Origin of the sequence: Micromonospora sp. WMMD735, assembly GCF_049178995.1 — a bacterium.
GTDB classification, from domain to species: Bacteria; Actinomycetota; Actinomycetes; order Mycobacteriales; family Micromonosporaceae; genus Micromonospora; species Micromonospora wenchangensis.
In genome coordinates, this window is the sequence record NZ_JBMHMJ010000002.1 from 1,936,563 (window position 1) to 1,961,497 (window position 24,935).

Genomic DNA, 24,935 nt, shown 5'->3' on the forward strand with positions numbered 1-24,935 from the left:
CCCAGGGAGGGACCAGGCCACCGTCACCGCCAGTTCGCACAGCGCCCGCGATCCGTGATGACGAATATCACGGCGCGCGGACGATACTCGGTCGCGTCACCGACCCACCCGGGGCGACACGCCGCGTAGACTCTCGCTGATCCAGCGTTGTCCACGGCGTGTGCGCCCATGCCTCGTGTCCGTCGTCCCTGCCCGGACGCCGGGCTGGGCCGCTTCGCCGGTAACGGGCTGCGGGGCGGACCGAGAGGTGTGGGATGACTGTGCGCGCTCCAGCGATGAGAGACGTGGCCCGCCTCGCCGGAGTGTCCCACCAGACCGTGTCGCGGGTCCTCAATGGTCATCCGCACGTGCGGGAACAAACCCGCCTACGGGTCCAGGCCGCGATCACCGAACTCGGCTACCGGCCCAACCGGGCGGCCCGCACCCTGGTCACCGGGCGGTCCCAGGTGCTCGGTGTGGTGGCGCTCAACACCACCCTCTACGGCCCGGCCTCCCTGCTGTCCGCGTTCGAACTCGCCGCGGCCGAGGCGGGTTTCGCGGTCAGCGTGGGCAGCGTGCGCAACCTGGACCGCACCTCCATCACCGCCGTGGTCGAGCGGCACCTCGCCCACCGGGTCGCCGGGATCGTGGTGATCGCGCCGGTGGAATCGGCAGGTGAGGCGCTGGAGTGCCTGCCCACCGACATTCCGCTGGTCACCGTGGACGGCGATCCCCGGCGACCGGTGCCGCTGGTCACCATCGACCAGGTGGAGGGGGGTCGTCTGGCCACCCGGCACCTGCTCGACGCCGGCCACCGTACGGTCTGGCACGTCTCGGGCCCGGCGGACTGGTTCGACAGCGCCGGACGGATCGCCGGGTGGCGGGAGACGTTGCAGGCGGCGGGGGCGGAGATCCCGCCGGTGCTGCAGGCCGACTGGTCCGCCGCCTCGGGGTACCGGTGCGGGCAGATGCTGGCCCGCAGCCCGGAGGTGACCGCGATCTTCACGGCCAACGACGACCTCGCGCTGGGCGTGCTGCACGCGCTGCACGAGCACGGTCGGCGGGTGCCGGAGGAGGTCAGCGTGGTCGGCTTCGACGACGTGCCGGACGCCGCGTACTTCATCCCGCCGTTGACCACCGTCCGGCCGGACTTCGACACCGTGGCGGAGGCCAGCCTCGACCTGCTGCTCGCGCAGATCGACGCGGGGGTCGACCACACCCTGCGGCGGACCGTCTCCCCCACCCTGGTCACCCGGGACAGCGTCGCCGCACCCCGGTGACCGGCCCGGTCACGCCGTCGTCACCACCACGGGGCTTCCGCCACCAGCGGTCGCCGGCCGCGCCGACCGGGCCGGGCCCGTTCCGCGTCGCGACCCCCAGCTATGGACAGCGGTCACTGTTAACGTTAACGTAACGACAATCGTCAATTCTCGGGACCGACCTCGGACCACCCGGCGACCCTTCTTCGATCCCGGGTCCGGCCGACGCCGGCGTGACGCCCGCACCAACCCCCGGCGCGGCGCTCCCACCCTGGAAGAAAGGCCACCGATGAAGGGCAGTCTGCGCGCCGCGCTGGCAGCCGTCGTCCTCGGTGTCGCGGCAGCCACCGTCCTGGTGACGGCACAGCCCGCGACCGCGGCGACCCTGACCAGAGTGACGGGATTCGGCAACAATCCCACCAACCTCAACATGTACCTGTACGCCCCGAACAACCTGGCGCCCCGCCCGGCGCTGCTGGTGCTGGTGCACTACTGCAGCGGCTCGGCCAGCGGCATCTTCAACGGCAACGGGCGCGACTACGTGACCGCCGCCGACCGTTACGGCTACCTGATCGTGGTGCCCGAGGCGACCCGCAGCGGGAGCTGCTTCGACGTCTCCACCCCCGCCGCGCTCACCCGCAACGGTGGCGGCGACTCGACCGGGATCATGTCCATGGTCGCGTACGCCCGGCAGCGCTACCCGGTCGACCCGGCGCGGATCGTGGTCTCCGGCTTCTCCTCCGGCGCGATGATGACCAACGTGCTCGCGGCGCAGTACCCCGACGTCTTCTCCGCCGCGTCGGCGTTCTCCGGAGTGCCGGCCGGCTGCTTCGCCACCACCGACGGCTCACTGTGGAACAGCAGGTGCTCCGGCGGCAACGTGATCAAGACGGCGCAGCAGTGGGGCGACCAGGCCCGCGCCATGTTCCCCGGGTACACCGGCCGCTATCCCCGGATGCAGCTGTGGCACGGCGCGACGGACACCACCCTGGCTTACCCCAACTTCGGTGAAGAGATCAAGCAGTGGACCAACCTGCACGGGTTGAGCACCACGCCCACCGTCACCGACCGCCCGCAGTCGTCCTGGACCCGCACCCGGTACGGCGGGACGGGGCCGCAGTCCCCGGTCGAGGGGATCAGCATCGCCGGGGTGGGGCACCAACTGCCGATGGCCGGCCAGCTCGCGTACGCCATCACCTTCCTCGGCCTGGACGGCAGCGCCCCGACGCCCTCCCCCACCCTGACCCCCACGCCCACGCCCACGGTCACCCCCACCCCTACCCCGACGGTCACGCCGACGCCGACCCCGACGGTCACCCCCACCTCGACCCCGACGCCCACACCGACGTCGTCGCCGCAGTCGGGCCCCTGCCGGGTCACCGACACGATCAGCGCGTGGAACAACGGGCTGACCGCGAGCATCACCATCGTCAACACCGGGAGCACGACGCTCACCGGCTGGTCCCTGGGGTTCACCCTGCCCGCCGGGCAGGTGATAACCGGTGGCTGGAACGCCAGCTACGCACCGAGCAGCGGCCAGGTCACCGCCACGAACGTCAGCTACAACGGCACGCTGGCCCCGGGAGCGTCGACGACGATCGGCTTCCAGGCCACCCACACCGGTAACGCCGCCGCCCCCGCGACGTTCACCCTCAACGGCGCGACCTGCGTGACCGCCTGACCCGCCGGGTCACCCCCCGTCGCCCCGCCCGGCGGCGGGGGGTGACCCGTCCACCACCCCGCCGGGGCGTACCGCACCGTCCTTCCACCACCAGGAGATCCCGTGCGAGAGAACCGACTCCTCCGTCGGCGGCCGGCGCTGGTCGCCGCCACCGCCACCGCCCTGCTGCTCGTCACCGCCGCCGCCACCCAGACCTCGGCCTCGGCCGCCGCCGGCGGCTGCCAGGTGACCTACACCGTCAGCTCGTCCTGGCAGGGCGGCTTCGGCGCCAACGTCACCATCACCAACCTCGGCGACGCGGTGGACGGGTGGCGGCTGACCTGGAGCTACTCGGCCGGGCAGACCATCACCCAGCTCTGGAACGGCAGCTACACCCAGGCCGGTGCCCAGGTCACCGTCACCAACGCCAGCTACAACGGCGCGATCCCCACCAACGGCACCGCGAGCTTCGGCTTCAACGGCGCGTGGACCGGCAGCAACCCCGCGCCCACCGCGTTCAGCCTCAACGGCACCGCCTGCACCGGCGGGGTGAACCCGACCACCGGACCCCCGCCGACCACACCGCCACCCACCACACCGCCGCCGACCACACCGCCACCCGCCACCAGCCAACCGTGTGACATCTACGCCGCCGGAGGCACCGCCTGCATCGCGGCGCACAGCACCACCCGGGCGCTCTACGCGGCCTACAACGGCTCGCTCTACCAGGTGCGCAGGTCCTCGGACAACACCACCCGCAACATCGGGGTGCTGTCGCCGGGCGGGCGGGCCAACGCCGCCAGCCAGGACAGCTTCTGCGCGAACACCACCTGCGTCATCACGATCATCTTCGACCAGTCCGGGCGCGGCAACAACCTCGGCTACCAGGGCCCCGGCGGGGTCGGTGGCGCCGTCCAACCGGCGGTCGCGAACAGAGAGTCGGTGACGGTCGGCGGGGACAAGGTCTACTCCCTCTTCATCCCCGGCAGGAGCAGCTACTGGCGCGACGGTCACCTGACCGGGGTGCCGACCGGTGCCGCGCCGGAGGGCATGTACATGGTCACCAGCGGCACCCACGTCAACAGCGGCTGCTGCTTCGACTACGGCAACAGCGAGACCACCAGGCGGGCCGACGGCGCGGGCGCGATGGACGCGATCTACTTCGGCACCAGTTGCTGGTTCGGCGGCTGCTCCGGCTCCGGCCCGTGGGTGCAGGCCGACCTGGAGTACGGCCTCTACCCCGGCGGCAGCAGCTCGTGGAACTCCAACCAGCGGGCGTTCACCAGCAAGTTCGTCACCGCCACCCTGAAGAACAACGGCACCTCGCGCTTCGCCATCAAGGGCAGCAACGCCCAGTCCGGCAGCCTCTACACCCTCTACGACGGGTCGCTGCCGCGCGGGTACAGCCCGATGCGCAAGCAGGGCGCGATCATCCTGGGCAGCGGCGGGGACTGCTGCATCGACAACACCAACCAGAGCGTCGGCACGTTCTACGAGGGCGCGATGGTCGCCGGCTACCCGTCGGACGCCACCGAGAACGCGGTGCAGGCCAACATCACCGCCGCCGGATACCGCTGACCCCGATGGCCGAGGAGGTCCGATGCAGCACCGTGTCACTTCTGCGGCGACCCGACGGGTGGCCGTCCTGCTCGCCACCGCCCTCCTGCTCGTGACGGGCCTGGTCGGCGCCACCGGGCCCCAACCGGCGCAGGCGTGGGACAACGGCGTCGCCGACACCCCGCCGATGGGGTGGAACAGCTACGACTCGTTCAACTGGAGCGTCACCGAGGCCGACGTGCGGGCCAACGCCGACTACATGGGCGCGAACCTGCGCCAATACGGCTGGCAGTACATCGTCGTCGACTGGGCCTGGTACTTCCCCGGACAGCACAACGGCAGCCCCAACCAGGACGCCAACCTGCAACCCCGGCTCCGGATGGACGCCAACGGGCGGCTGCTGCCCGACACCACCCGGTTCCCGTCGGCGGCCGGCGACAACGGGTTCAAGCCGCTGGCCGACCACGTGCACGCCCAGGGGCTGAAGTTCGGCGTACACCTGATGCGGGGCATCCCCCGGCAGGCGGTCGCGGACAACGTGCCGATCCTCGGCACCTCGTGCCGGGCCAACCAGATCGACGCGGGCAACAGCGCGGCCTGGCTCAACCTGATGTGGGGGCTGGACATGTCCAACCCCTGCGCGCAGGCGTACCTCGACTCGGTGTTCCAGTTGCTGGCCGCGTGGGGCGTCGACTTCGTGAAGATCGACGACATCGCCGCGCCGACGTACCGGCAGGCGGAGGTCGAGGGCTACCGGACGGCGATCGGGCGCAGCGGCCGGCCGATGGTGCTGAGCCTGTCGCCGGGGGCGACACCGCTGTCCGCCGGCCCGCACGTGCAGAACAACGCGCACATGTGGCGGATCGTCAACGACCTGTGGGACAACTGGTCGTCGGTGGACGCGCTGTTCGACCAGTTGCGCAACTGGACGCCGTACCGCAAGCCGGGGGCCTGGCCCGATCCGGACATGATCCCGATCGGCCGGCTGTCGAAGTACGGCCCGGTCGGCTCGCCGCGCTACTCGAACCTCAGCGCGGACGAGCAGCGCACCCTCATGTCGCTCTGGGTGATCAACCGGGCGCCGCTGATGTGGGGCGGCAACCTGGTGGAGAACCGGGCGGCGGAGCTGGCGTTGATGACCAACAGCGCGGTGCTCGCGGTCGACCAGCGCAGCGCCAACAACCGGCAGCTCACCGGCGGCACCCGGCAGGTGTGGGTGGCCGACGTGCCGGACAGCACCGACCGGTACGTCGCGCTGTTCAACCGGGAGGGCGCTGCGGCCACGGTGTCGCTGAACCTCGCCGAGCTGGGCATCGGCTCGGCCACCGCGACCGACCTGTGGTCCGGCGCGGCCCTGGGCAGCTCGACGGGGACGTTCAGCCGGTCGCTGCCCGCCCACGGTGCCGGGCTCTACCGGCTGACGCCGCAGACCAACACCCCGACCCCGACGACCGCGACGCTGACCGCCCGGCACAGCGCGAAGCTGCTGGACGTCAGCAACGCCGCCACGACCGACGGCGCGAACGTCGTGCAGTGGGCCGCGAACGGTCAGGCCAACCAGCGGTGGCGGTTCGCCGAGGCCGGCGGCGGCTGGTCCACGGTGGTGAGCGTCAACAGCGGCAAGTGCCTGGACGTCTACGGCGGCGCCGGCACGACCGCCGACGGCGCCCGGGTGGTGCAGTGGACCTGCAACGGGGGCACCAACCAGCAGTGGCGGCTCCAGGACGTCGGTGACGGCTGGGTGCAGCTGGTGGCCCGGCACAGCAACAAGTGTCTCGCCGTGCTCAACGCCGGGCTGGCCGACGGGGTGCAGGTCGTGCAGTGGACCTGCGGCACCGGCAGCAACCAGCAGTGGCGACGGACGCCGGTGTGACGCGGCAGGGACGCCTGCGCCGGTGAGGAGAGGCGCAGGGCCGGGTTCGCTCCCCGGCCCTGCGCCTCGTCAGTGGTCGCCCGGAGTGTTCCGGGCGCGACGGGGCTCCGGGCGGAGCACCTCTGCGGGGGGTGCGCCGCCCGGAGCCGTCGGTCGCGTCGGTCAGCTGGCGGTGCAGGTGGGGGTCATCCCCGCCCCGCTGCCGTTGCCCTGGAAACCGAACTCGGTCGACTGACCCGCACCGAGCGCACCGTTGTAGTCCACATTCGTGAACCGCACCGTCCCGGAACTACCACTGGCCGTCGCCGACCACGTACCGGTCACACTCGACCCACCCGGCAACGTCATGCTCACCGTCCAACCACGCGTACCCGACGAACCCGCGGTCACCTTCACCGTCGCCACGAAACCACCGGTCCACGAATTCAACGACACCGACGCCGAACAGCCCGACCCACCCGGCGGCGGAGTCGTCGGCGGCGGAGTGGTGGGCGGCGGAGTGGTCGGCGGCGGGGTCGTCGGCGGCGGGGTGGTCGGCGGCGGGGTGGTGGGGCTGGCGCTGTCGAAGCCGAGGAAGCGGACCGCCTGGGCGGCGTCGAACGGGATGGAGTGCCCGTAGCCCTGGAAGCTGATCGCCTCCACCGGCGGCGTGCCACCGGTGCCGCCGTAGCGGGTGCGGGTGGCGCTGGTCTGCGGGTAGTCGGTGGAGCTGGGGGTCTGCGAGACACCGAGCACGTTGGTCCACTGCTTGACCTGCTCGCCGAAGTTGACGTAGCTCAGCGTGGTGTCGGTGGTGCCGTGCCAGATCTGCATCCGGGGCCGCTTGCCGGTGTAGCCGGGGTAGGCGTTGCGGACCAGGTCACCCCACTGCTGCGGGGTCTTCACGATCCGCCCGCCGGAGCAGTCGCTGTTCCACTCCGAGCCGTTGGTGGTGGCGAAGCAGCCGAACGGCACGCCGGAGGAGCTGACGCCGGCGTTGAACACGTCCGGGTAGACCCCCGCCATCACGTTGGTCATCATCGCGCCGGAGGAGAACCCGGCGACGCCGATCCGGTTCTCGTCGACCGGGTAGCGGTTCCGCACGTAGTCGATCATCGACTTGAGGCCCACGGGGTCGCTGCCCCCGTTGCGCCGCAGCGCCTGCGGGGAGGAGACGTCCCAGCACTTGCTGCTGCGGGTCACCGACGGGTAGATCACGATGTAGCCGTAGCGGTCGGCCAGCGAGCTGAGCCCGTAGCCGGTGTGCAGCGCCGGGCCGCTGCCGGTGCAGTAGTGCAGCGCCAGCAGCAACGCCGGCCGGGCGGCCACCCGGTCGGGCACGTACAGGTGCATCTGCAGGTTGGTCGGGTTGGTGCCGAAGTTGGTCACCTGGGTCAGCGTCGCGGCCGACGCCGGGTTGGGGGCCGTGACCACGGCGGTGACGGTGGCCAGGGCGGTCGCCAGGGCGGCGGCCAGCAGTGCGAGTCGGGGTTTCATCGGCGGTTCCTCTGTCGGAGTCGGTGGTCAGCGACGGACGACGGGCCGTCCCGGCGTGCGGGACGACGGTCCGGACTGGCCCGGTCCGGGGCTGGCCGACGGTGGTCCGGCCGGGGCGCGTCGCGCCGGCCGGCGGGTGGGAGAGGCACCGCCGGCCCGACCCGGTACACCCGGGTCGGGCCGGCGGCGGTGATACTCAACTCACGGTGGTACTCGACTGACGGTGGTGCTGGACTGACGGTGGTGCTCGACCGGGGCGGTACTCAGCTGGCGGTGCAGGTGGGGGTCATCCCCGCCCCGCTGCCGTTGCCCTGGAAACCGAACTCGGTCGACTGACCCGCACCGAGCGCACCGTTGTAGTCCACATTCGTGAACCGCACCGTCCCGGAACTACCACTGGCCGTCGCCGACCACGTACCGGTCACACTCGACCCACCCGGCAACGTCATGCTCACCGTCCAACCACGCGTACCCGACGAACCCGCGGTCACCTTCACCGTCGCCACGAAACCACCGGTCCACGAATTCAACGACACCGACGCCGAACAGCCCGACCCACCCGGCGGCGGAGTCGTCGGCGGGGGCGTCGTCGGGTTCGGCGGCGTGGTGGTCGGGTTCGGCGGAGTGGTCGTCGGGTTCGGGATGCCCGGACCGGCGTTGAGCGCGTTCAGCACCGAGTCGTACGCCGGCTTCTTGTTGCCGTTGCAGTCGAACAGCAGGGCGTTGTCGGAGCCGCGCCACGAGTCACAGTCGCGCACCCCCCACACGGTGATGCCGGCACACCGGGAGATGGCCATGCAGGACCGGGTGACCGTGCCGAAGATGTTGGCCTGGTTGCCGCCGGTCATCACGTCCAGCTCGGTGATCTGCACCTCCACGCCGAGGTCGGCGAAGCGCTGGAGGTTGGCCTGGTAGTCACCCGGGATCGTGGTGCCCAGGTGGGACTGGAAGCCGACGCAGTCGATCGGCACACCCCGGGACTTGAAGTCCCGCACCATGTTGTAGACACCCGTCGACTTCGCGTTGACGCCGTCGGTGTTGTAGTCGTTGTAGCAGAGCTTCGCGCCCGGGTCGGCGGCCCGGGCGGCCCGGAACGCCGCCTCGATCCAGTCGTTGCCGGTGCGCTGCAGGTTCGAGTCGCGACGCCCACCGCTGCCACCGTCGGCGAACGCCTCGTTCACCACGTCCCACGCGTAGATCTTGCCGCGGAAGTGGGTGGCGACCTGGGTGACGTGGTTGATCATCGCGCTGCGCAGCGCGCTGCCCGACATGCCCTGCGCCCAGCCCGGCTCCTGCTGGTGCCAGAGCAGCGCGTGGCCACGCACGCTCATCCCGTTGGCCTGGGCGTGGCTGACGATCCGGTCGCCGCCGGTGTAGTTGAACCGGCCCTGCTGCGGCTCGGTGGCGTCCCACTTCATCTCGTTCTCGGCCACGATCGAGTTGAACTCGCGGTTGAGAATGGTGGTGTAGGTGCTGGTGGACAGCTTGCCCGTCGCAACCGCCGCGCCGAAGTAGCGGCCCTTCTCGGCCGCCGCGGCCCGCAGGGTCGTCCCGGCGCTGGCCGCGGGGGCCATCGCCAACGTCATCCCGACGGTGAGTGCGCCGGCCACGGCGAGGGTCGCCGTGGCCAGTAGGGCTCTCTTGGGTCTCATGTCGCATCCTTTTCGAGGTGGGTGCAGCGGTGGTGGTACTGAGGTGCCCGGTTCCCGGTGCGGTGGGTCGTGCCGGCCGGCGGGGTCCGTCGTCCGGTCGGCCAGGACGCGCCATCGTGGCCGCCGTACCCGGCCCGGACGAGGGACTGTCGGCGGTGTCCCGGTCGCGGTCCGTGCCGGCCGTCGACCTCGGTGACCTCGACGCCGGGGCCACAGCCCGGATCGGCGAGAGGATCACCCGCTGCGGGCAACGGCGCAGCGCCTCCCGAAAAGGGCGCCATGATCCTCCTTCGAGGAGACCGGGCCGGCCGTCGACGGAGTCGTCCCGCCCCTGCTCGGGGCCGGTCGCGCCGTCGCCGGCAGCTGCTGATGGGAAATCCTGACCCGACGTCCCACATGCCCTGGGGGGACGCCACGATCCGAGGCTCGACCAGCACGGCTCGCCCGGTGAGCCATCAGGTGCGGTGGTCCTCGACATCGACTGTGAGCGATAACATGTGTTTCGTCAAGTCGTACCGCGGTGTGCTGGTGCGATCGCGGCGACCAGGTTCACCCACGGGACGTGCGGCCCGTAGAGTCTCTCGCCGTGATCGAGATCGGCGCACAGGTCGACCTGCTGCACCCCGCCGACCGGGTCTGGCGCGCGGTGACCGATCCGGCGTTGCTGGTCCGCTGGTTCGCCGGGGCCGAGGCGGTGCCCGACCGGCCGGGCCGGTGGCGGGTGGGCACCGCCGGGCTGCCCGGCTTCGACGGCGACGTCGAGATCGCGGCCGTGCGCCAGCGGGCGCCGGAGCTGCTCGTGGTGCGGTGTGTCGAGGGGGCGCGGCACACCGAGGTGACCTGCGTCCTCACCACCACCGCCGAGGGCTGCCGGGTGACCGTCCGGGAGACCGTGCAGCAGGGCGACTGGTCCGCCGGGCAGGGCGCGCGGCGCGAGGAGTGCTACCGGCAGTCGTTGGCCGGACGCCTGCCCGCGCTGCTCGACTGGTTGGCCTTCCGCGAGGTCGACCTGCGGCGGGACAGCGCCGCGCCGACCGCCGTACTGCCGGTGGCGCTGATGGCCGACGTGGCCCGGCCGTCGACCCGGGGCCGTACCACCGGTTGGGTGGTGGTCGGGTCGGGCACGGCGGCGCTGGCGCTCGGGCTGGCCGGCTGGGCCCTGCTGCCGCCGGAGCGGGAGGAACCGACCGGGGCGGCCCCGGTGGCGCCGCCGGTGCGCCCGACCGCCACGCCGAGCCCGTCGCGGTCCGTCGTGTCGGCACGCCCGACGTCGGCCCCGCCGTCGCGCAGCACCCCGCCGAGCCGGTCACCGTCGGCGACCCCGTCGCGGACCCCCACCCCGACCCCGGCGGTCGCGGCGCCGCTGGACGCCCGGTACGCGACGGTGTCGACCCGGGTCTTCGGGTACACCGGGGAGGTGGTGGTCGACAACCCGGGCGGGACGCCGGCCACCGGTTGGACGGTCGTCGTCACGCTGCCCCGGGGCAGTTCTGCGGCGGAGGTGACCGGCGCCGACTGGCGACAGGACGGGCAGTCGGTCACCTTCACCGGCCCGGCCGTCGCGGCGGGCGGGACGCAGGCCATCCGCTTCGACGTCCGCACCGCCGACCCGGTCACCAAGGCGCCCCAGGGCTGCACGCTCGACGAGCGCCCCTGCGCCGGGCTGTGAGCGACGCCCCGCGCCGGCCGGGGCCCGTCGTGGACCCGGGCGACGGCGACCCGGCCCCACCGGTCAGGCCGGCGGTGGCGCGGTGCTGTGGCGCACGGTCAGGGTGGTCGCCAGTTCCAGGCGGACCTGGCCGGCCGGCTCCCCCCGCCCGAGCGCGAGGGCCAGTTCGGTGGCGGTGACCGCCATCTCGCGCAGCGGTTGGTGCACGGTGGTCAGTGCCGGGTCGACCAGGGTGGCCACCGGCAGGTCGTCGAAGCCGACCACGCTGAGATCGGCGGGAATCCGCAGCCCGAGCGCGCGGGCGGCCTGGTAGACCCCGACGGCCTGCAGGTCGTTGCCGGTGCACACCGCCGTCGGCCGGTCGGGGCGACGCAGCAGGTCGAGGGCGGCGGTGCGGCCGTCGGCGTCGGTCAGGCCGGCGTGCCGGACCAGGTCGGACGCCACCGGCAACCCGGCGGCCTCCAGGGCGGAGCGGTAGCCGTCCAGCCGGGCCCGGCAGCACAGGACGTCCTCCGGGCCGGCGACCATCGCGATCCGCCGGTGGCCGAGCCCGATCAGGTGGCGGGTGGCCGACCGGCCGCCGGACCAGTTCGTCGCGCCGACGAACGGGACGTCCTCTGGCAGCTCGGTGGTGGGGTCGAAGACCACGAACGGAATGCCCCGGGCCCGCAGCAGCCGGTGCTGTTCCGCGTCCAGCTGGGCCACCATGACCAGGCAGTCCGGCCGCCGGGCGAGGGTGTCGTCGATCCAGTACCGGATCGCGTTGCGCTGCGGCCCGAACTCGGTGAGGACGACGCCGACACGGTGCTGCCGGGCCACCCGCTCGACCCCCCGGATGATCTCCAGGCCCCACATGTCCTCGATCTCGTCGAAGACCAGTTCCATCATGTTGCTGCGGGTGACCGGGGCGGCCCGGCGGTAGCCGTGCCGGCTGATCGCCGCCTCGACCCGGGCCCGGGTGTCCGCCGCGACGCCGGCCCGGCCGTTGATCACTTTCGACACGGTCGGCACCGACACACCGGCGGACGCGGCGATCGCCGCGATCGTCACGGGTCTGCCGGGATCGGCGAGCGACGCCAGGTCGCCGCCCGGTCCGCCCGACTCGACGTGGCTCAACCCGGCCTCCTCCCCGGCGGTGGCTGCCGGTCACGCCGAGGGCTGCGCACGCGACCGGGCCGCAGCAACCACCGGCATCGTTCAGGGGGACCCACGATAACCGACCATCGATGTCCGCCCTCCGGGTGCGGGGTGCGGCCGGGACAGAAACTTTCCCTCGCGAACCGAAAGCACTCCGGGAGCGCGCTAGGTCGAGCGGCAGGTCATCGCTGCGGGGTGGACCCCAGGGTGTGAACGGAGCAGGTCATTGACGCACGTCGACCGATACTTGTAAGGTCTGCGACGGAAACTTTCCGGGATCTATCTCCGATCGTTTCCAGGCGGGAGCCTCGCCACTCACCGTGGACGCCCCGGGCAGCGTCCACACCCGCCCCGTTGCGGCCGGGCCGCCGGACGGCCATCCGACCCCCGGTCGCGCCGGCACGACGCGCCGTGGCACCCCCCCGACCCGGTCGACGTCGGACCGGCCGGGGCCACCCGGCCGGGGCGACGTCCCACCAACCCCCACCCACCGGTGTCATCCGGCGAGGAGTTCCCTGATGAGTACCCAGCACCTCCGACGCATGCGACAGCGGGCCGGCCTGCTCGCCGGCACCCTCGCCGCCCTGCTCCTGGCGGGCCTGATGGTCACCGGCAACGCCCAGGCCGCCGCCGGCTGCCGGGTGGCGTACACCGTGCCGGCCCAGTGGCAGGGCGGTTTCACCGCCGACGTCCAGGTCACCAACCTCGGCGAGGCAGTCAACGGCTGGAGCCTGGCCTGGACCTTCCCGGCCGGCCAGCGCGTCACCCAGGCGTGGAACGCGACGACCACCGCCGCAGGCGACCAGGTCACCGCGAAGAACCTCAGCTACAACGCGGCGATCGCCACCAACGGCACCGTCTCCTTCGGCTTCAACGGGTCGTGGACGGGCAGCAACCCGGTACCGACCTCGTTCACCCTCAACGGGGTCGCCTGCACCGGGGGCGTGAGCACGCCGACGCCGACCGGCACCACCGCGCCGCCGTCCCCGACGGTCTCCCCCTCCCCGACGGTCTCGCCGTCGCCGTCACCCGGTGGCGACCCGATGGCGACGGTGGCCGCGATGCAGCCCGGCTGGAACCTGGGCAACACCCTCGACGCGATCCCCGACGAGACCGCGTGGGGCAACCCGCTGACCACCCAGGCCCTGCTGCGGCAGGTGCGTTCGCAGGGCTACCGCAGCATCCGCCTCCCGGTGACCTGGACCGACCACACCGGGCCGGCCCCGACGTACACCATCGACCCGGTCTGGTTGGCCCGGGTCCGCCAGGTGGTCGACTGGTCGCTCGCCGAGGGCTTCTACGTGATGATCAACCTGCACCACGACTCGTGGCAGTGGCTCAACGGCTACCCCGGCGACCGCACCACCGTGATGAACCGGTACACCGCGCTGTGGACCCAGATCGCCACCACCTTCCGCGACCACTCGGCCAAGCTGGTGTTCGAGAACATCAACGAGCCGCAGTTCACCGGGACCGCCGACGACGCCCAGGGCGACGAGGTGCTGCGGGAGCTGCACCTGGCGTTCGTCCGCCTGATCCGCCAGTCCGGCGGCGGCAACGCCACCCGGCTGCTGGTGCTGCCCACCCTGCACACCAGCGGCGAGCAGGCCCGGATGGACGCGCTGAACACCACGATCAGCCAGCTGCGCGACCCCAACATCGCCGCGACCATCCACTTCTACGGGTACTGGCCGTTCAGCGTGAACATCGCCGGGGGCACCCGCTACGACAGCAACGTCGAACAGGACCTGGTCGGCACCTTCGAGCGGGCCCGCACGTCGTTCGTCGCCCGGGGCATCCCGGTGATCATCGGGGAGTGGGCGCTGCTCAGCTACGACTACACCCGCCCCGGCATCATCGAACGCGGTGAACTGCTGAAGTTCTTCGAGGCCGTCGGCTACCACGCCCGCACCCGCAACCTCACCACCATGCTCTGGGACGCCGGCTCGTTCCTCAACCGCACCACCCTGCAATGGCGCGACCAGGGCATCTACGACCTGATGAAGGCGAACCTGACCACCCGCTCGGCCACCGCCTCCTCCGACCAGGTCTACCTGCCGCGCAGCGGCACCATCACCGCCAGGTCGCTCACCCTCAACCTCAACGGCACGTCGTTGCAGGGCCTGCGGCAGGGCGGCACCAACCTGGTCGCCGGCACCGACTACACCGTCTCGGGCAGCACCCTGACGCTGACCGCGTCGGCGCTGACCCGACTCGCCGGCAACCGGGCCGCCGGGGTCAACGCCACCATCGAGGCCCGCTTCTCCCAGGGCGTGCCGTGGCAGATCAGCATCATCTCCTACGACCCGCCGACCCAGTCGGCGGCCAGCGGGACGACCGCCTCGTTCGCCGTCCCCACCCAGTTCCGGGGTGACCAGCTGGCCACCATGGAGGCGAAGTACGCCGACGGCAGCGGCGCCGGGCCGGCCAACTGGACCTCCTACAAGGAGTTCTGGACGCACTTCCAGCCCGACTACACCGCCAACACCATCCTGCTCAAGCCGGAGTTCTTCGCCGAGGTCAACGACGGCCCGGTCACGCTGACCTTCCACTTCTGGAGCGGCACGCAGAAGACGTACCGGATCACGAAGTCCGGGAGCACGGTCACCGGCAGCCCGGCCTGAGCCGGCCGGGGCGTCGCGGACGATGGACCGCGACGCCCCGGTCGAAGGGGTGGGGGTGTCCCGCCGGGCCTCAGGGACACCCCCACCCCGCCGGGGACCACGGCCAGGGCACCCCGTGGAAGGCGGCCTCGACCAGCAGCGCCTCCACACCGGTCAGCAGCCGCGCGGCCCGCTCGACCGGCAGGTAGCGGGTGTCGGCGGTCACGGCCAGCTCCACCGCGCCGGGGGCGTCGCGCACCTGTACCCTGCAGCGCCACGCGAACCGGTCCAGCTCCCCCACCCAGCGCACCGCGTCCGGTGCCACCATCGCCCGCAGAGCCGCCTCGTCCGGTCCGGCCACCCCCGGGTGCGCCTCGGGGGCGAGCCGGGTGTCGTTGAGGTAGCACAGCGGGGCCAGCACGCTGCGGTGGTCGTCGCCCCGCCCGGTGAACGCCCGCTCGAACTCCACCGGGTCGTAGTAGGCGTGCCGGTAGGCGTCCAGGCCCGCCCGCCCGGCCCGGGACAGCAGGGTGCCGAAGTCGGGCCGCCCGGTCAGGTCGAGCCGGCACAGCCCGATCTGGTTCAGGGTGGCGACCGCCCGGTCGTACCCGGGTGGGAACCGGTTGTTGGCCATCACCACGATGCCGCAGGCGTCCTGCCCGGTGTCGCCGCAGAGCACGGCGGCGGTCGCGGCGAGCAGGGCGGTGGAGGTGCTGACGCCGTACCGGGCGGCGACCAGCCGGGACGCGTGCAGCACCGCCGGGGAGACCAGCGAGCCCTGCCGGTAGCGGGGCCCCGGACCGGCCCCGACCGGGTCGGCCAGGGTCATCGGCAGGCCGGGGAACTGCCGCAGCCAGTACGCCACCGCCCGCTGCGACCGCCGCCGCTGCACCGTGCGCTCCTGCCCGGCGACGTCCAGCGACTGGAGACCGGGCGGGTCGTCGACCGCCCCGCGCAGCAGCAGCAGACGCAGGTCCCGCAGCACGGTGGCCGCCGCGTGGAGGTCGACGGCGCAGTGGCTGAACACCAGCACGACCTGTCGTACCGTGTCGGCCACGGTGACCAGCGCGACCCGCAGCGGATACTCGACGGCGTGGTCGAACGGCGACCCGGCCAGTCGCGCGGCCAGCTCCGCCGCGACCCGCGCGCCGTCCGGGTCGTCGACCGGCCGGGATACGGCGTGCACGCCCACCGGCAGCCGCCCCGCCGCCGACGCCTCCTGGCACAACTGCCCGTCGTAGGGGCGGACCCGGGTACGCAGCGACTCGTGCCGGGCGAGCAGCGCACCCACCGCCCGCACCGCCCGGGGCACGTCCACCCCGGCCCGCGCCGAGACCGCCAGGGTGCGGGGCAGGGTGAGGACCCGGTACGCGGCGGGGGCCTGAAACTCCGCCACCGTCCGCCACATCGCCCGCTGTCCCCAGGTCAGCGGCGCGGTCGCGGCCCGGCCCCCGGCGAACTCGGCGTACGTCGACCCGTCGGCGGCGACCGGCTCAGCGGCCGCTGTCGCGGTGGAGGGTGACCAGGGCCAGGGGACGTCGTCGAAGGCGGCCCGCACCAGCAGGTCCTCCAGGCCGCGCAGGAACGGCTCGACGGTCTCCAGCGGAAGCTGCCGGGTATCGACGGTGAGCGTGACGCCCACCCCGGCCGGCTCGTCCACCACGTGGGTCAGCAGGTGCCAGGCCGCCCGGTCGAGCCCCGCCGTCCAGGCGAACGTGCTGTCCGCCGTGGCCGCCCGCAACGCCTCCCGGGTCACCGCCGGCAACCGGTCGACGCCGCCGACCGGCAACCGGACGTCGTTGAAGTAGTGGTACGGCTGGAACGCCGACGCCGGGTCGACCCCCCGTTGCTCGAATCCGAGCCGCAACGCGACCGGGTCGTAATACGCGTGCCGCAGCGCGTCCAGGGACACCCGCCACACCCGGGACAACAGCTCCCCGAAATGGGGGCGACCGGACAGATCCAACACGCCGAAACCGATCTGGCCGAGATTGGCGACGGCATTCGCGTACCCGGCCCGAAACCGATTGTGGGCCATCGGGAAAATGCCGGTGCGCTCCCGGTGACCGTGGCCGGCGGCCATCGCCGTCACCCCGGCCAGCAGTACCGCGGAACCGCTGACCCGGTGCCGGGCGGCGATCAACCGGATGGCCGTGTCGACGGCCGCGGAGACCAGCACGCCCCGTCGCCACGGCGGCGTCAGCCCCGGACCCGGCGTGGGCAGCGGCGACGGCGGCAGCCTGTCGAACTCCCGCAGCCAGTGCCCGACCGCCCGCGCCGAACGACCCTGGTCGATCCCGTGCTGCCCGCGGGCCACGTCGACCGACTGCGGGCCGACCGGGGTGGACAGGGCACCGCGCAGCACGAGCAGCCGTAGGTCCCGCAGCACCACCTCGGCGGCGTGCGCGTCCACCGTGGAGTGGCTGAACACCACCACGATCTGCCGTACCCGGTCGCCGACGGTCACCAGCGCGACCCGCAACGGCCACTCGGCGGCGTGGTCGAACGCGACGTCACCGAACCGGCCGGCGACCTCCCGGGCGGCCTGCGCACCGTCGTCGACCCCGGGGCTGACCAGCAGCGGCAGCACTCCGGCCGCCGCCGTCTCCTGGCGGGGCACGTCGTCGACGACCCGTACCCGGGTCCGCAGGGCACCGTGCCGGCCGACCAGCGCGCCGACCGCCCGGACCACGGCGGCGGGGTCCGCCCCGGCCCGCGCGGACACCGGCACGGTGCGGCGCAGGTTGAGGAAGACGTGGTGGGAACCGTACCGGGCGAGGGACCGCCACATCACCTGCTGGGCCCAGGTCAACGGCGCGGAGCCGGCCCCGTCGCCGGAGAACTCGGCGGACAGCAGCGTCTCCGACGCCCATTGCGCGGGCACCACCACGTCAGCGAATCGCATTCCCGACCGTACGACGCGCCGACCGTCACCGAATCGCTCGAAGGTCCTTTCCATAGTGGACCGATCAGCCGATCCGACGGTTCGGGCCCGCCGGGCAGACTACTGGCCACTGCCCGCACCGTTTCGAGTAAGGCGCCGCGTGACGAACGTTGACGTACCGACGCGGGCCGCCCCGCCGCATTCCACCATCCCCCGGGCCGCCGGAAATCCCCGGCTGTCATTCGCCCAGGAGCGGATCTGGTTCACCGAACAGCTCTCCCCCGGCACCGCCGCCTACGTCGTCCACGCGACGGTGCGGCTGCGCGGGGCGTTCGACGTCGACCTGCTGCGCGCCGCCCTCGACGCCACCGCCGCCCGGCACGACAGCCTGCGGATGCGGTTCACCGAGAGCGCCGACGGGGAGCCCGTGGTGACGGTGCTGCCCGAGGTACGGGTGCCGGTGACCGTCACCGACGCGCCGGGCACCGACGCCGCCCACACCCTCGTCGCCGACTCCGTGCACACCCCGTTCGACCTGGCCGTCGCGCCGCTGCTGCGGGTGCTCGTCGTGCGGCTGGCCGACACCGAGCACCTGCTGCACCTGGCGATGCACCACATCGTCAGCGACGGCTGGTCGCTGGACCTGCTGCTCGGCGAGATCGCCGCCGGCTACGCCGCGCTGCGCGACGGCGGCGACCCGCCCGAACCGCCGACCACCGGGTACGTCGACTACGCCGGCTGGCAGCGGGACCGGCTCGACGGGCCGCCGACCGGTGACGGGTTCGCCCACTGGACCCGCGCGCTGGCCGGGGTGCCGCCGCTGGAGCTGCCCACCGACCGGCCCCGACCGGCCGTGCAGTCCTACGCGGGCGCGACCCACCGGTTCACCGTCGACGCCGACCTCACCGACGGGCTGCGCCGGCTGAGCCGCGCCCACCGGGCCACCCTCTACATGACCCTGCTCACCGGGCTACAGGCCGTGCTGTTCCGGTACAGCGGGCAGCGGGACTTCGCCGTCGGCTCCCCGGTGGCCGGGCGGGTGACGCCCGAGCTGGAGAACCTCGTCGGCCTGTTCGTCAACACCCTGGCCCTGCGCGCCGACCTCTCGCCGGACCCGGCGACCGCCGCCGAGCCGGGCTTCGCGACCCTGCTGCGCCGCAACCGGGGCACCGTGGTGCGCGCCCTGGCCCACCAGGAGATCCCGTTCGAACGTCTGGTCAAGGAGCTGAACGTCACCCGGGACGTCGCCCGCGCCCCGGTGTTCCAGGTGCTGTTCGCCCTGCAGAACTACGCCCGGGGCGGCAACCGGTGGCCGACCGGCCTGCACGCCGAACCGGTCGGCACCGACGCGGCCAGCGCCCGCTTCGACCTGGCGCTGTACGTCGCGGAGAGCGCCGACGGGCTGCGTGGCACGTTCGTCTACCACACCGACCTGTTCGACGCCGCCACCGTCGCCGGGCTGGCCGAGAGCTTCCGGACCCTGCTGCGCGCCGCCGTCGCCGAACCGGACCGGCCCGTGGTCGACCTGGACCTGCTCGACCCGGCCGGTCGGGACCGGCTGCTGGCCCTCGCCGGGCACCGGGCCGGCGGGGTGCCGCCGTCCGGCACCGGGGTCACCGGGGCGGCGGTCACCCTGGCCGACCTGATCGACCCGCACGTCGCGGCGAGCACCGACGCGCCGGCCGTGGTCTGCGGCACCGACCGGATCGGCTACCGGGAGCTGGACCGACGGGCCAACCGGCTCGCCCACTGGCTGCGGGCCCGGGGGGTGGGCCCGGACCGCCTCGTCGGGGTGCTGCTGGAGCAGTCGGTCGAGCTGGCCGTGACGCTGCTCGGGGTGCTGCGGGCCGGCGGCGCGTACCTGCCGCTGGACCCGGAGCAGCCCGCCGCCCGGCTGGGGCTGATGCTCGCCGACGCCCGACCGGCCGTGCTGCTGACCGGCACCGGGCTGCGCGACCGGCTGCCCGCCGGGACGGCGGCGACCTGTCTGGACGAGATCACCGCCGAGGTCGACGCCCAGCCGGACGACCGACCGGCGACCGGCGTGCGCGGCGGGCACCTGGCCTACGTCATCTACACCTCCGGCTCGACCGGCACCCCGAAGGGGGTGGCCGTGCCGCACCGGCCGGTGCTGCGCTACCTCGACGGGGTGGCGGACCGGTTCGCGGTCGCCCCGGCCGCCCGGTACGGGCTGGTGCAGTCGATGTCGTTCGACTTCGCCGTCACCGTGTTCTACCTGGCGCTGGCCACCGGCGGCGCGGTGCACCTGCTCCCCCGCCGGGGCACCGGGGCCGAACTGGCCACCCGGCTGCGCGACGAACGGATCGACTACCTCAAGATCACCCCGTCGCACCTGGCCGCGCTGACCGCCGACACCGCACCGGAGGACCTGCTGCCGGCCCGCGCGCTGATCCTCGGCGGCGAGGCGTCCGACCTGGAGCGGATCGCCCCGCTCGCCGCCGGGCCGACCCGGGTGTTCAACCACTACGGGCCCACCGAGGCCACCGTCGGCGTGGCCACCTACCGGGTGCCGGCCGACGCGCCGCAGGTCGGCCCGGTGCCGACCGGCCGGCCGCTGCCGTACGCCTCGGTGCACGTGCTCGACGAGCGGATGCGCCAGGTGCCGGTCGGCATGCCCGGCGAGGTGTACCTGGGCGGGGACCGGCTCGCCCGGGGCTACCTGCGCCGGCCCGGCCTGACCGCCGACCGGTTCGTGCCCGACCCGTACGGGCCGCCGGGGGCCCGGCTGTACCGCACCGGCGACCTGGCCCGCTGGCGGGCCGACGGGGAACTGGTCTTCCTCGGCCGACGCGACCACCAGGTGAAGATCCGTGGTTACCGGGTCGAGTTGGGCGAGGTGGAGGCCGCCCTGCGGGACTGCCCGGGGGTACGCCAGGCGGCGGTGCTGCTGCGCGACGACCGGCTGGTGGCCTACCTGGAGGCGACGCCCGACGCGGGCGGGTCGGACCCGGCGCACTGGCGTCGCCTGCTCGCCGGGCGGCTGCCCGAGCACATGGTGCCCACCCGCTGGGTGGTGCTGGACCGGCTGCCGTTGCAGGAGCACGGGAAGGTGGACCGGCGGGCCCTGCCCGAGCCGACCGACGACGGCCCGACCGGCGAGCGGGTGCCCCCGGTCGGGCCGGTGGAGACGCTGGTGGCCGACGTGTGGCGGGCGGTGCTCGGGGTACCCGAGGTCGGCGTCACCGACGACTTCTTCGACCTGGGCGGGCACTCGCTGCTGGCCACCCGGGTGGTGGCCCGGCTGCGCCGGGAACTGCCCGCCGTCGTCGACGGGCCCCCACCGACGGTCAGCGTGATGGACCTGTTCCGGCACCGCACCGTACGCGAACTGGCGGACCTGGTCGCCGGGCCCGACGCCGGCCGGGCCGGGCTGCTGCACGAGCTGACCCCGCCGGTGTCCGCCGCCGACCGGGTCGCCACCCTGCTGTGCGTCCCGTACGGCGGGGGCAGCGCGGTGGTCTACCAGCCGCTGGCCGACGCGCTGCCGGCCGGGTACCGACTGCTGTCGGTGGCCGTACCCGGACACGACATCGGCCTCGCCGACGAGCCCGCGCCGATCGCCGACGTCGCCGCCGGCGTGGTCGCGGAGGTGCTGGGCCGGGTCACCGGCCCGCTGATCGTGTACGGCCACTGCGGTCCCGGCGGGGCGCTGGCCGTGGAGGTCGCCCGCCGGTTGGAGGCCGCCGGACGGGACCTGCTCGCGGTGTACCTCGGCGCGGTGTTCCCGTTCGCCCGGCCCGCCGACGGGCCGCTCGCGCCGCTGCTGCGGCTGCGGCTGGCCGAGCGGCTGCGCAGCGACCGGATCTACCGCACCTGGTTGCAGGCGCAGGGCACCGCCGTCGGCTCGCTCGCCCCCGACGAGGTGCGGTTCCTGGTGCGGGCGATGCGGCACGACGCCCGGGTCAGCGAGGACTACTTCACCACGCTGATGCGCCAGCGGGTCACCCCGCTGCGCGCGCCGGTGGTCTCCGTGGTCGGCGAGCGGGACCGCAGCACCGACTACCACGAGGAGCGGTACCGGGAGTGGCACTTCCTCAGTGACCGCACCGCCCTCGCCGTGATCGACGAGGGCGGGCACTACTTCCTGAAGTACCGGGCCGCCGAACTGGCCGAGATCGTCACCGGCGTGCACCGGCGGCTCGACGCCCCGCCCCGGCCTGTCGCGGGCGGGGCGCCGGCCACGCCACCGCCCTGGCGGCTCGCCGCCGTCTCCCGCACCGGCCAGAACCCGACGGCCGACGGCGACCGGGACCGCGGCGACCCGCCACCGAGCCTGCGCCGGTTCGGCGTGGTCGCCGCCGGTCAGGTCGTCTCCGGGCTGGGCACCGCGCTGACCACCTTCGCAATCCCGCTGTGGATCTACACGCAGACCGGGTCGCTCGCCCGGTTCGCCCTGTTCGCCGTGCTCGGCCTGCTGCCCGGTCTGCTGGTCGCGCCGCTGGCCGGGGCGCTGATCGACCGCACCGGCCGGCGGCGGGTGCTGCTGTGCGCCGGGCTCGCCGCCGGCAGCGCCAACGCGGTGCTCGCCGGGCTGGTGTTCACCGACCGGGTGCAGGTGTGGCACTTCTATCCGCTGGTCGGCTGGCTGTCGGTGGCGCTGGCCTTCCAACGGCTCGCGTTCGTCTCGGCGGTACCGCAACTGGTGCCCAAACGCTTCCTCGGCCACGCCAACGGCCTCACCCAGACCGCCGTCGGCCTCACCCAGTTCACCGTGCCGCTGCTCGCCGTCGCCCTGCTGGAGACCGTCGGGCTGCGCGGCATCCTGCTCGTCGACGTGGCGTCGTACCTGTTCGCGGTGGGGGTGCTGGCGGTCGTCAGGTTCCCCCGCACGCTGGCCCTGCGACGCCGCGAGGGCATCGGCACCGAGATCGTCGCCGGGCTGCGCTACGCGCTGCGCCGTCGGGAGTTCCGCGCCATGCTGGCGTTCTTCGCCGCGCTCAACTTCTTCCTGTTCCCGGTGCTGTTCCTGCTCTCCCCGCTGGTGCTCGGCTTCGCCGACCTCACCGACGTGTCCCGCGTCGCGCTGACCGGCGGGGTCGGCGCGGCCACCGGCGGCCTGGTGATGCTGCTGTGGGGTGGCCCCCGGCACCGCCGGATGCGGGCGGTGCTGCTGGGCACCCTCGGCATCGCGGTGGCCGCCGTGCTGACCGGGCTGCGGCCCAACCTACTGCTCATCGGGGCCGGCGCGTTCGGCATGTACCTGGCGCTGGGCATCGTCAACGGCGTCTACCAGACGATCATCCAGACCAAGGTGCCGGCGCGGGTGCACGGCCGGGTGTTCGCGGTCAACCAGATGGTCGCCCAGTCCACCCTGCCGCTGGGCTGGGGCCTCGTCGCCCCGTTCGCCGCCCGGGTGGTGGAGCCGACGCTGCTGCCCGACGGGGCGCTGGCCGGCACCGTCGGCGCGGTGCTCGGGGTCGGACCGGGCCGGGGGCACGGGCTGCTCTACGTGCTGTTCGGGGTCTGCATCGCGCTGACCGCGCTGGTGTCGCTGGCCACCCCCACCCTGGCCCGGTTCGACGACGAGGTGCCCGACGCGCCCCCGGACGACCTGGTCGGCCTGGAGGAACGCCGGACCCGGACGACCGGCCCCGCCGACCGGACCCCGGTGGGCGTCGGGACGGCGGGAGGGCCGCGGTGACCACGACCCCCGCCGGGACGCCCCCGCCGCGTACGCTGCCGGAACTGCTCGACTGGCGTACCGGGCTGCACCCCGACCGGGTGGCGGTCGAGGTGCACCAGGTGGCCACGCTGACCTTCGCCGGGTGGTCCGCCGGGGCGCGGGCCGTCGCCGCCGCGCTGCGCCGTCGGGGGCTGCGCCCCGGTGACCGGGTCGGCCTGGTCTTCGGCCCCCGCGACTGGGTCCGGTACGCGGTGACGTACTGCGGCGTCCTGTGGGCCGGCGGGGTGGCGGTGCCGCTGTCCGACCGGGCGGCCGCCGGGCAGCTCGGCTACGCGCTGACCCACTGCGCGGCCACCGCCGTCGTGCACGGTGACGACACCCCCGCCCCGCCCGCCCCACCCGGCGTGGCGGTGTACGGCGACGCCGAGCTGCGCGCCGACGGGCCCGACGACGGCGACCCGTCCGCCGCCCGCCCCGGCGACCTCGCCCAGATCCTCTACACCTCGGGCACCACGGGCCGGCCCAAGGGGGTGGCCGCCCGGCACGCCAACCTCACCGCCGGTGCGCCGCACCACCCGCGCCGGCTGGCCCTGGCCCACTCGCAACGGTTCCTGCACGCCTTCGCGATCGGCACCAACGCCGGGCAGACGATGCTGCTCAACGCGTTGACCGCGAAGGCCGCCGCGCTCACCCTGCCCCGGTTCACCCCGGTCCGGTTCGCCCGGCTGGTCGCCGCCCCCGGCACCGGGACGGTGTTCGTGGTCCCGTCGATCGCCATCGAGCTGCTCGACTCGGACGCGCTGCGGGACCGCGACACCAGCGGCGTACAGCTGATCGGCTCCACCGCCGCGCCGCTGCCCCCGGCGGTCGCGGCCCGGCTGGCCACGGCCTTCCCGCAGGCCACGATCGTCAACTACTACACCTCCACCGAGGCCGCCCCGGCGCAGACCACGATGATCTACGACCCGGCCCGGCCGGACGCGGTCGGCCGGCCGGTCGGCGGGCAACTCATGGTCGCCGACCCCGACGGCCGCCCGCTGCCCGCCGGGACGACAGGTGACGTGTGGCTGCGCGCCCCGCACCCGCGCGCCTACTACCGCGACGACGCGGCGAACCGGGCCACCTTCCGCGACGGCTGGGTGCGGATGGGCGACGTGGGCCGGATCGACGCCGACGGCTACCTCTACCTGACCGACCGGCACCAGGACGTGATCAAGACCGGCGCGTTCAAGGTCTCCACCGTCGAGGTCGAGGCGGCGCTGCACGAGCATCCGCTGGTCGCCGAGGTGGCCGTGGTGGGGGTGCCGCACCCGGTGCTCGGGTCGGCGGTGGCCGCCGCCGTCGTGGCCCGGCCGCAGGCCGGCGCGGACGGGCTGACGCTGCCGGCACTGCGCGGCTTCCTCGCCGACCGGCTCGCCGACCACCAACTGCCCGCCCGGCTGCTGCTGCTGTCGCGGCTGCCCCGCAACGAGGGCGGCAAGGTGCTCAAACGGCAGCTCACCGCCCTGTTCGACAAATGACCACCCGCACCGACAGCACGAC

The 24,935-nt window shown here is 73.6% G+C and carries 12 protein-coding genes; 8 read left to right on the top strand and 4 right to left on the bottom strand.

The window, feature by feature from the left end; translation table 11 throughout:
- Window positions 1–275 precede the first annotated feature (275 nt).
- The 4 genes from ACN268_RS08510 to ACN268_RS08525 all read left to right on the top strand — a co-directional run bounded on the left by ACN268_RS08510 (window position 276) and on the right by ACN268_RS08525 (window position 6,328).
- Window positions 276–1,259, top strand: coding sequence for a LacI family DNA-binding transcriptional regulator (locus ACN268_RS08510; RefSeq protein ID WP_421482588.1), 984 nt, complete (start codon window positions 276–278; stop codon window positions 1,257–1,259).
- Window positions 1,260–1,527: 268 nt separating this feature from the next.
- Window positions 1,528–2,919 (top strand): PHB depolymerase family esterase, encoded by a 1,392-nt coding sequence (locus ACN268_RS08515; RefSeq protein ID WP_421482589.1) that lies wholly within the window; start codon window positions 1,528–1,530, stop codon window positions 2,917–2,919.
- A gap of 102 nt (window positions 2,920–3,021) precedes the next feature.
- Complete coding sequence (locus tag ACN268_RS08520) at window positions 3,022–4,476, top strand: arabinofuranosidase catalytic domain-containing protein (RefSeq protein ID WP_421482590.1); 1,455 nt, start codon at window positions 3,022–3,024, stop codon at window positions 4,474–4,476.
- Between the two features lie 22 nt (window positions 4,477–4,498).
- Window positions 4,499–6,328: an RICIN domain-containing protein gene (locus tag ACN268_RS08525; RefSeq protein WP_421482591.1), complete on the top strand. Its 1,830-nt coding sequence runs from the start codon at window positions 4,499–4,501 to the stop codon at window positions 6,326–6,328.
- Between the two features lie 162 nt (window positions 6,329–6,490).
- Here ACN268_RS08525 and ACN268_RS08530 read toward each other — a convergent pair whose 3' ends face one another.
- Entirely contained in the window at window positions 6,491–7,804 is a 1,314-nt protein-coding gene (locus ACN268_RS08530) for a PHB depolymerase family esterase (RefSeq protein WP_421482592.1), read from the bottom strand.
- Window positions 7,805–8,067: 263 nt separating this feature from the next.
- Window positions 8,068–9,456, bottom strand: a complete 1,389-nt coding sequence (locus tag ACN268_RS08535; RefSeq protein WP_421482593.1) for an endo-1,4-beta-xylanase — start codon at window positions 9,454–9,456, stop codon at window positions 8,068–8,070.
- 586 nt (window positions 9,457–10,042) lie between these two features.
- On the opposite strand from ACN268_RS08535, the gene ACN268_RS08540 reads away from it, so the two are divergent.
- Window positions 10,043–11,125 carry an SRPBCC domain-containing protein gene (locus ACN268_RS08540; RefSeq protein WP_421482594.1) on the top strand — a complete coding sequence of 361 codons (1,083 nt, stop codon included), beginning with the start codon at window positions 10,043–10,045 and terminating at the stop codon, window positions 11,123–11,125.
- Window positions 11,126–11,188: 63 nt separating this feature from the next.
- On the opposite strand, the gene ACN268_RS08545 is transcribed toward ACN268_RS08540, so the two are convergent.
- Window positions 11,189–12,241 (bottom strand): LacI family DNA-binding transcriptional regulator, encoded by a 1,053-nt coding sequence (locus ACN268_RS08545; protein WP_421482595.1) that lies wholly within the window; start codon window positions 12,239–12,241, stop codon window positions 11,189–11,191.
- A 539-nt stretch (window positions 12,242–12,780) separates the two neighbouring features.
- On the opposite strand from ACN268_RS08545, the gene ACN268_RS08550 reads away from it, so the two are divergent.
- The gene (locus ACN268_RS08550; protein ID WP_421482596.1) at window positions 12,781–14,886 is read left to right on the top strand and encodes a cellulase family glycosylhydrolase; all 2,106 of its coding nucleotides are present in this window, start codon (window positions 12,781–12,783) and stop codon (window positions 14,884–14,886) included.
- Window positions 14,887–14,956: 70 nt separating this feature from the next.
- On the opposite strand, the gene ACN268_RS08555 is transcribed toward ACN268_RS08550, so the two are convergent.
- Window positions 14,957–17,770: a condensation domain-containing protein gene (locus ACN268_RS08555; RefSeq protein WP_421482597.1), complete on the bottom strand. Its 2,814-nt coding sequence runs from the start codon at window positions 17,768–17,770 to the stop codon at window positions 14,957–14,959.
- A 139-nt stretch (window positions 17,771–17,909) separates the two neighbouring features.
- On the opposite strand from ACN268_RS08555, the gene ACN268_RS08560 reads away from it, so the two are divergent.
- Together ACN268_RS08560 and ACN268_RS08565 are read left to right on the top strand one after the other, a co-directional pair.
- Window positions 17,910–23,411, top strand: coding sequence for an amino acid adenylation domain-containing protein (locus ACN268_RS08560; protein WP_421482598.1), 5,502 nt, complete (start codon window positions 17,910–17,912; stop codon window positions 23,409–23,411).
- Window positions 23,408–24,913 (top strand): AMP-binding protein, encoded by a 1,506-nt coding sequence (locus tag ACN268_RS08565; RefSeq protein ID WP_421482599.1) that lies wholly within the window; start codon window positions 23,408–23,410, stop codon window positions 24,911–24,913. The genes ACN268_RS08560 and ACN268_RS08565 overlap by 4 nt, the downstream gene beginning before the upstream one ends.
- Window positions 24,914–24,935: the final 22 nt, after the last annotated feature.